Consider the following 508-nt stretch of genomic DNA (forward strand, 5'->3'; position numbering starts at 1 on the left):
AAACCCGGGGCGGTTCACCCAGGCGTCGCGCGTTTGATGTTTCGTTGCTCCCTGACGTGCCCCAACCGATCGCCGTTTAAGAACGCTTTGGCCAACTGCGCCAAATAAAGCTTTGGCGTTGACCTACGTTTGCATGGAACCAAATCCGTCCCAAAGGCCACACAGAGCCACCATTTTTATAAAAATTGGTAGCTGTATAGCTTCCGCAGTCGAAAAACCTCAAAAGCAGCAAAGAATGGTTTATAAGGAATGTATCCATGCAAGACCTTAGTTTTAGCAATATAGAAAATCATTTGGGGCCCGCTAAAGATCGTTTCTTTGGCAATGGTTTCAAACATGTGGAGTATAGTGCTAGGCATGTTAACCTCACTGAAAGTGCAGTGGACGCAAATATAACTCTTAGCTACCCAGCCAATTGGTCAAAAAAGAACGGTAGCAGTGAACTAGTACCGCACTTAAGCACCATTGATGCATTGACAATTTCAACTAATTTAAGCCAGGATATTCT

Annotated in this window: 1 protein-coding gene; it reads left to right on the forward strand. The window is 44.7% G+C overall.

Annotation, left to right across the window (positions count from 1 at the left end):
* Nucleotides 1-257: 257 nt before the first annotated feature.
* Nucleotides 258-508 (forward strand): AvrD family protein (locus tag ALO43_RS28975; RefSeq protein ID WP_268873823.1); only part of this gene is annotated, 251 nt, incomplete at its 3' end.

This window comes from Pseudomonas tremae, from assembly GCF_001401155.1.
GTDB lineage: Bacteria > Pseudomonadota > Gammaproteobacteria > Pseudomonadales > Pseudomonadaceae > Aquipseudomonas > Aquipseudomonas tremae.